Source organism: Shewanella sp. GutDb-MelDb (assembly GCF_002836075.1).
In the GTDB taxonomy this organism is placed as follows: domain Bacteria; phylum Pseudomonadota; class Gammaproteobacteria; order Enterobacterales; family Shewanellaceae; genus Shewanella.
The window spans coordinates 26794-35165 of sequence record NZ_PJBM01000239.1; the positions used below are offsets into that span (position 1 = coordinate 26794).

Consider the following 8372-nt stretch of genomic DNA (forward strand, 5'->3'; position numbering starts at 1 on the left):
GATACGATAAAGTGACCAAAGCAGGCGCTTTGCGCACAAAAAAGCCCAAGTTACCTTGGGCTCTTAAAAACAATAAACGGCGACATCATACTGTAAATGCTAAACACAAATGCAGCACATATGTACGGTCTTAGAACGGCATCTTCATGCCTGGTGGCAACTGCATGCCGCCAGTGACTTCAGCCATGCGATCTTTTTGATTCTCTTCAACACGGCGAGCCGCATCGTTGCATGCTGCTGCGATAAGATCTTCAAGCATCTCTTTATCGTCTTCAAGCAAGCTTGCGTCAATATCGACTTTACGCACACTGTGAGAGCCCGTCATGGTGACTTTAACAAGGCCAGCGCCGGCTTCGCCAGTCACTTCCATACGCGCGATCTCTTCCTGCACTTTGGCCATCTTGTCTTGCATCTGTTGGGCTTGCTTCATCAAGTTGCCCATACCGCCTTTTCCAAACATACTCTAATTCTCTTCTATTATTTATCACAACAAATAAAGTGGGCTAATCTTACTAAATATAGACTGATTAGCAATGAAAGCTGAAATTTCAATTGTAAAATTATGACTCAGGTAACCGCTTAAAGTTCGACATGTCGACCAATTCTATCGACTTTCCTTTTTTAACCAGTAATTCTGGTGCATAAGATAACGTGTCTGGTGTTAACTGTGCGCCCATATTCTGGGCTAACCAATGTACATTCGCGTCAGTCATTAAGCCATGATGAGCTTGCGCGAGGATCTCTTTATGAAAACGACGCCGCACTTCAAGAGGGGTCTCTCGAGTACTGTCGATCCCCACTGACACACGCACTTCACTTGGCTCACCAAGCGCTAGGCTCATGGCTTCTTCAAACTGCTTAATCGCAACATCGGCTGCAAGATGCTTTTGATCGGGTTTCAATAACAACGACAACGGTTGTTCAAACTGATGGCAAACGGAGTTAACGGCGAGCTGTCTAACACGTCCGCCTACTTCAAGCTCAGCCATAAATCGGTACCACTTCAAATCAATGTCATTGCCGCTTAACTCGCCACTTGGCAGTGCGGGTAAGTTTAACGCAACATCCTGAACTGAAGTTGAATCAAGCTGCATAGCAGTGGGTTTATGACTAACCTGAGCGGTTTCGTTCTTCTGTTGACTTGGTACAACAACAGCTGCAACTGCGACATTGGCTGGCGACTCTGTTACATGAACGGCGCTTTCATCTTGAAATCGCGGTGTGGGATCCTGCTCATGAGGCTCTTCCCATGGTGGCCGGTCGATAATATTGCTGCTGTTATCAACTGGCGCTAAAGCTTTGCTTTGCTCCAATGGCTCGATATCGTCATCAATAGATGACCCCTCAGCGTCTTTATCTTCTCGCTTAGGCTTGCGAACTGGCGGCGCAAAAGGCTTGCGCTCATTAACGGACTTTTTTGTGGAACTCTCCTTAGGCTCATCATCACCTAATCCATCCAACAGAGAATCTCTTGCTGCTAATACAGCATCCAAAATATCGTCGCTTAAATCAGTCGTTGATACTGTGCTATCTGGCTTTTCTGTTTCACTTTGAGCCACAAGCGTATTTTGTTCAGCAGCAAGTCGCGATTGGGGCGCAACTGAAGATAACGTGTCTTGTGACAAAGGAGCTGAGTTGGGAGTATCAAAGTCAAAATCGTTGCCGTCAAAGTCAATATCCTGCGCGCCAGCATATTGTGCATAAGCAGATAGATCGTCTTCACCTTCATCGCCAGCTTCAACTGGCTGTGTGACCTCTGTTGCGGCTATCTCGGCGTTAGCCGTTTCAACTACACTTTTATTGGCGCTATGACTTGCAGTAATAGTCGAATCGATAACTAAATCATTCGTTTTATTAGGTACCGGAACAGATTCAATACTCGGGACTATAACGGCAGTATTGGCGACTTCGATTGTTTCATTTGAAGTTGCAGTACCCTCTTCAACTAAAGGGCTTTGCTGCGGTTTAGTGAGCGGCGCTTTGACATCTGACTCACTAGACTTTGAATACCCTTGACTCTGAGCTTGGCTGAGTATGACAGCCATTTCACTGTTCATGCTCTCAAGGCTATTCAATACTGGTGTCGCGACTTGAGGCACCACAGCTTGAGGCTTAGGTTCTAGAAGCTCTGGAGTCTTGACACTAACAGGAGTGGTGACTTCATCACTCGCGTCTATAAGTGTTTTTTTTTCGGCAGCCATATTTAGCGACGTGGCTTTAGTTTCTGCTTCTTGCTGTTTTGAGCCAGCAGTTGACTCTGAAGTTAACGCAGGGATTGAAAGATTTGCAGGCGTGTCAGTCACCCATTTGGTCACAGGTTGCTCTGGTACAAAGGTCACTGCGCGCAATAATGCCATTTCAAGCCCTGACTTGGGATCAGGTGCATGAGGCAAGTCTTTACGACCTGTCAGCAATAATTGGTAATATAACTGCACTTGCTCAGGCGATAACTGCTCCGCAAAGGCTTTGATTTGTTCGCTATATAACGACATTTGCGCTGCAGCAGGCGCAAATTGAGTTAAGGTAATTTGATGCAGTAGCTCTAATAAACTTCGCAGTACTTCGTCTGGCTCAGCACCAAATGACAATACCCTAGCAGTGACTTGCATCAATCCCATGATATCCGCTTTGGCTAATGCTTCCAGTAAGGCTAAGACCTGTTTGTCATCAATACTACCGAGCATGGTTTGTACAAGTTCAAGTTTGACTTGTCCAGCACCAAAAGCAATCGCTTGATCGGTAAGGCTTAACGCATCACGCATACTACCGTTGGCCGCTTTTGCCAGCAGAGTTAACGCAGATGTTTCGAAATTAAGGGTTTCTTGTGTCAAGACATTGGCTAACTGATTGGCAATTTCATCTTGAGTCAAGCTCTTGAGATTAAATTGTAAACAGCGTGATAATACGGTTACAGGTAAACGCTGCGGATCCGTCGTTGCAAGCAGGAACTTAACATGTTCAGGTGGCTCTTCAAGCGTTTTTAGCAGAGCATTAAAGCTACTGCGAGACAGCATATGCACTTCATCGATAAGGTACACTTTATAGCGGCCACGACTCGGACGATACTGCACGTTATCGAGCAGTTCGCGGGTGTCATCAACTTTTGTGCGTGAGGCAGCATCGACCTCAATGAGATCAACAAAACGCCCTTCTGCGATTTCTACGCAAGCAGAACATTCGCCACATGGCGTAGCAGTAACACCTTGTTCACAATTTAAGCCTTTAGCGAAAAGACGTGCAAGACTGGTTTTACCCACTCCTCGAGTGCCGGAAAACAAATAGGCATGATGCAATCTTTGCTGAGTGAGCGCATTGGTTAATGCATGTAAAACATGAGACTGGCCAACCATTTGCTCAAATTTGGCAGGGCGCCATTTTCTGGCTAACACCTGATATGACATGGAACTCCCCAACGTGTCATGAATATGATTACGGGAGCACGCTCCTCGACTAATTTGAACAATAGCATGCAAAGGTTTGACATGCTATATCAAGCGTTCAAGGAGCGGTTTGGCGGTGATTAATTCACCTTAAACAGACATTTCAGCCTGATTATTCGCCTTCGAATTCACATAAGCTGAGTAATTCGAGATCCATTGTTGCGAGACGCTTTTCACCACCAAGATCCGGTAATGAGATAACAAATGCAGCATGATTAACCTGGCCGCCTAGATTACGGATTAACTTAACGGTTGCTTCAATGGTGCCGCCCGTCGCCAGTAAATCATCAACAACCAAGACTTTATCTTCACTAGTAATAGCATCGACATGAATTTCAAGAACGTCATGACCATACTCAAGCTCATAGCTTTCAGAAATAGTCTTTCTTGGTAATTTACCCGGCTTACGTACTGGAACGAAGCCAATACCTAACTCTAATGCCAAAGGTGCACCAAATAGGAAACCACGAGCTTCAGTGCCAACGACTTTAGTAAAGCCTTGTTCCTTGTAGTGTTCCACTAAAAGACCAATGGTTAATTTATACGCTTGTGGATCTTCTAATAAGCTAGTCACATCTCTAAACAAAATCCCCTCTTTAGGGTAGTTTGGGATGGTTTTAATGCTGTTCTTTATAAGTGCTAAGCTGTCAGTATTCATTACCATAATTCTTTACTTTATTGAGTTGAATTTGCTGACATGTTGCTAGCGACTATCGCCATAGCAAATGTCATCGAAGTGTGAAAATCGGCGTAAAGCTTAAGCCGCTTTATGCATAGTTGCAACAATGGATCGCCAGAACTGCTGACTCACCCCATGCAAAATACCACTACTATTGTTCACGGTTCCAAAGAGCTGTTATCAATTGGTTAAATTCGCTTTTATATTCAGTACTATGCACTAATACAGTCAAAGGCTTATTCATCGATCTCAGGAATGCTTCTCAAGTAAACAATGAGTCCAGTGCCAATGCAGGCTAGCATCACTTTGACCCAAATAAGCGGGACTATCGTGATACTGACAATAAAACTTAGGCTACTTACAATATAGGCCTTCTTCTTTAGTCCTTTACGCATAGCACCTTCTGCTTGCCAATTTTGCAGCGCATCAGCAAACCACGGGTGTGCCATCAACCATTGATATAGTCTGTCGCTTGAGCGAGCAAAACAATAAGCAGCCAATAAGATAAAAGGCACCGTTGGCAGTATCGGCAATAAAATGCCCAATAAACCTAACGCTAGGCTACAAAGACCAGCCAGAAGAAAGAAACCACGTTTTAACGCCATCAGTACCGCCCAAAAAAACAAAAAGCCACTCAAAAGAGTGGCTAGTATACCTGAGCTAGGATGAAACAGAGCTTAAATTAGCCCCATTACCTTCAACCAAGATAGGCTTGCGGGTAATGTCGGCAACAACATTACCAGGATAAAACCAACAAAATAAACAATGTTAAATGGGTCTTTAAACGGCTGACTCATGACTTCCCCTACAACTGTTGTTAACGACAATTATTGATCTAGATCAATTTTTGGCGCCATTATAGGGTTTAGCCGTGCTGATAGAAAGACTAATCCTCAATAAATTCTCTAATGATGCCTTTAGCACTCAATTGCATTAACAGGTCTACACAGCCTTGTTGTAATACCGTAGGCTCTATATCGGTAAAAGTCACTGATAACCATTCAATTAAATCTGCACATTTCACTGAGTCAAATTGCGACATATAAGCTAAAACCTGGGCTGTTAGCGGATTGAGCTGCAAAAAGCTCACTTCATCTTCAAAATCAGAATATATACAAAAAAACTGCGGCTCCTCTGTCGGCTCTTTTGGGCGGTAATCTTCGCTAATGTGTTGTACATCGTATGTATACTGGGCTATTTGCGATGTCGACGACACACTTAGCGTCATCGCTGAAATAACGTCAGCATCCATTACCGCCATGTCGATTATCTTTTGCTGCGGAACCTCTTGTGCGACGGCCACAACCAGCTCTAGCCATTCATAATGTGCCAGTTCCAGCATAAAAGGAGGATCGATTTCTGTTGCTGTGTATTCGGTTTGCAAAAACAGCAGAAATTCCTGGGAGATCTCAATAAAGATAGGTGTGTGACAATCATGATACACGAAGAACTGTTGCACTCGTTCTTGCCAGTCTTGTTCGCTATATAAACTCTTTAATACCGGGAAGGCGTTAGACACAAAGCCATCAATATTATTAAAAAATAGTTCGCGGTAAATCTTCATCCGCCGCGCTTCAATCCCCTCAGGTAGAGGATTTGATGGATCTTTAATGTAATCCATGAATTTTTGTTGTGTTTCAATAAAACTCATCAAGCGCTCCTTTTTAAACTGGCGATATGACGGTTTTGATAATCATGGATCTGATTAATTTCTAACAACAACTCATTGGTTGCTGGAATATTAAAATCTCGTTCAAGCAATGTAGGAAAAACACCATGGTACTGATGGCATGCCTCAAGTAGCTTCCATACCGGATCAACAATATCAGCGCCGTGTGTATCAACCACTAAGTCTTCAGCCTCTTCATAGTGACCCGCAATATGTAAATATTCGATTCTATCGGTCGGCATCGCTTTTAAGTATTCAAGCGCATCGTATTGATGGTTAATCGAGTTCACATAGATATTGTTAACGTCGAGCAGCATCTTACAGTCAGCTTCTTCCATTACGGCTGTAACAAACTCCAGTTCAGACATTTCAGCGCCAGGGGCAGCGTAAAATGATACGTTCTCCAATATTAAAGGACGTTCAATAATATCCTCTACTTGCTTAACACGCGCAGCCACATGACGAACGGCTTCGCCTGTAAAAGGGATTGGCATCAAATCGTACATATGTCCAGTACCAGAACAATAACTTAAATGCTCTGAATAGCTTTTTATCTGATGCAAGTCTAGAAAGTCTTTGACGTTTTTGACAAATTGAACATCGAGCGGCGCAGGGCTACCAATAGATAGCGATAAACCATGACAATAAAACTCATGTTTTTCTGTTAGTGCCCTAAATTGACGACCAAACTTTCCGCCGAGTGTCATCCAGTTTTCCGGTGCCACCTCAAAAAAATCAATGGCCTTAGGAACACCTTGGCAAAATTCATCCAACATTTCTCGCCTAAGACCGAGACCCACCTGTCCTTTATTTGTCATACTGCACGTCCACTAATTTATGATTTATATACCCAATCGGCTTGAGTATATACAAATAGGGCCAGCAAACGCTGACCCCGTTTAACTCAAGTGGAAAGCTTACTTAGAACCACCACACTTACCTTCTTTCTCAGCTTTCTTATCACCGCCACATTTGCCTTCTTTAGCTTTCATTTTGTCGCCGCCGCACTTACCTTCTTTGGCTTTCATTTTGTCGCCGCCGCACTTACCTTCGCCACACTTACCTTCTTTGGCCTTCATTTTGTCTTCGCCGCACTTACCTTCTTTGGCCTTCATTTTGTCTTCGCCGCACTTACCTTCTTTGGCCTTTTTCTTGTCTGCGCCGCATTTGCCTTCGCCACACTTACCTTCGCCTTCAACTAGCTGGTAACCGGCTTGCATCTCACTATAACCAAATGGGCTTGCTTGGACAGATGCAGCCAAAGAACTTCCAAGAACAACAGCACCAACAGCAACAGTAATAGCAGTCTTATTAACGAGTTTCATAATATCTTCCTTCTTGATTTAATCTACAGTATTTCGGTTACCAACAATGTATTTTGCTGGCTTGCTTAAAGAGACCTGTGTACCTACAAATAAATTTCATTTATTCTACAACTATCACATTTATGACGCATAAAAGCTGATAGTGCAAATATTGTTTGCATCTATTAGTGCCTGCTATAGCGATGTTTATCTTAGTAATTTGTAATAAATAGCGCTTATCAAGCAACAAATAGAGACTGACCAATAAAACAACAATCAAATAACAATACTGATTATTAATGATATAAGATCACTCTATACTCGCTTTAATTTGGTGCCGTACGGTGCATGATGTAGAATGCAGCGCCTTTTAAAACTGATGAGTGGACTGTTCTGTGCGAATAATTTTGGCGCCTATGGAAGGCGTGGTTGATGATTTAATGCGTGAAATCCTTTCAGCAATCAATCCCTACGATTTAATGGTGACGGAATTTGTACGTGTCGTTGATCAGTTATTACCAGAAAAAGTATTTTACCGTCTCTGTCCTGAGCTAAAAACTGACGGTAAAACAACTTCAGGCACGCCGGTAAGGGTCCAACTACTGGGACAAGAGCCTGGTTGGATGGCGGAAAATGCCGTTAGAGCAATAGAGCTAGGATCTAAAGGGGTTGACGTTAATTTTGGTTGCCCTGCAAAAATGGTTAATCGCAGTAACGGTGGTGCAATCATGCTGCAATATCCTGAGCAGCTGTATAATGTCGTCAAGGCCATGCGAGATGCAGTGCCTGATGAGCATCCTGTGACCGCAAAAATCCGTCTCGGTTTTAACGATAAGTCTCTCTATATGGAGAATGCACAGGCTATTTACGAAGCGGGTGCCAGTGAGATTGCGGTGCACGCCAGAAGTAAAGTTGATGGTTATAAGCCACCTGCTTATTGGGAATACATTACCGACATCAATGCAAAACTGCCTATTCCGGTTATTGCTAACGGCGAAATTTGGAATGCACAAGATGCACAGCGCTGCATGCAAGTGACCGGGTGTGACACTATCATGGTAGGACGCGGGGCCATTTCGTTGCCTAACCTAGCGGCAAGCATTAAAGGTGAAACACCTTATACGTGGCAACAATCACTGGCGCTGATGCTGGAGTACACCAACCGAGAACTCGCCGGACGTAAAAGTACCTATTACCCAGCCAGAATTAAGCAATGGTTTAATTATCTCAATCGTCAATATCCCGAAGCTGATACCTTGTTTCGCGAGCTACGGATCTAC

At 43.6% G+C, this 8372-nt stretch carries 8 protein-coding genes; 1 reads left to right on the forward strand and 7 read right to left on the reverse strand.

Going from position 1 to position 8372, the window contains the following annotated elements; all coding sequences use genetic code 11:
* Positions 1-130 precede the first annotated feature (130 nt).
* The 7 genes from CXF82_RS15210 to CXF82_RS15245 form a co-directional block, all read right to left on the reverse strand.
* Positions 131-460, reverse strand: coding sequence for a YbaB/EbfC family nucleoid-associated protein (locus CXF82_RS15210; RefSeq protein ID WP_102039696.1), 330 nt, complete (start codon positions 458-460; stop codon positions 131-133).
* Between the two features lie 100 nt (positions 461-560).
* The gene (gene dnaX / locus CXF82_RS15215; protein ID WP_102044483.1) at positions 561-3401 is read right to left on the reverse strand and encodes a DNA polymerase III subunit gamma/tau; all 2841 of its coding nucleotides are present in this window, start codon (positions 3399-3401) and stop codon (positions 561-563) included.
* Between the two features lie 151 nt (positions 3402-3552).
* Complete coding sequence (gene apt / locus CXF82_RS15220) at positions 3553-4104, reverse strand: adenine phosphoribosyltransferase (RefSeq protein WP_101089123.1); 552 nt, start codon at positions 4102-4104, stop codon at positions 3553-3555.
* Between the two features lie 251 nt (positions 4105-4355).
* Positions 4356-4724, reverse strand: a complete 369-nt coding sequence (locus CXF82_RS15225; protein ID WP_101089124.1) for a YbaN family protein — start codon at positions 4722-4724, stop codon at positions 4356-4358.
* Between the two features lie 281 nt (positions 4725-5005).
* Entirely contained in the window at positions 5006-5770 is a 765-nt protein-coding gene (locus tag CXF82_RS15235; protein ID WP_101089126.1) for an HvfC family RiPP maturation protein, read from the reverse strand.
* Positions 5770-6606 (reverse strand): HvfB family MNIO-type RiPP peptide maturase, encoded by an 837-nt coding sequence (locus tag CXF82_RS15240; RefSeq protein WP_101089127.1) that lies wholly within the window; start codon positions 6604-6606, stop codon positions 5770-5772. The genes CXF82_RS15235 and CXF82_RS15240 overlap by 1 nt, the downstream gene beginning before the upstream one ends.
* Before the next feature lie 99 nt (positions 6607-6705).
* Positions 6706-7113, reverse strand: coding sequence for an HvfA family oxazolone/thioamide-modified RiPP metallophore (locus tag CXF82_RS15245; RefSeq protein WP_102044484.1), 408 nt, complete (start codon positions 7111-7113; stop codon positions 6706-6708).
* Positions 7114-7487: 374 nt separating this feature from the next.
* Between CXF82_RS15245 and CXF82_RS15250 the strand changes: the two genes are divergently transcribed.
* Positions 7488-8372, forward strand: an 885-nt coding sequence (locus tag CXF82_RS15250) for a tRNA-dihydrouridine synthase (RefSeq protein ID WP_102044485.1), incomplete at its 3' end; no start/stop codon positions are given.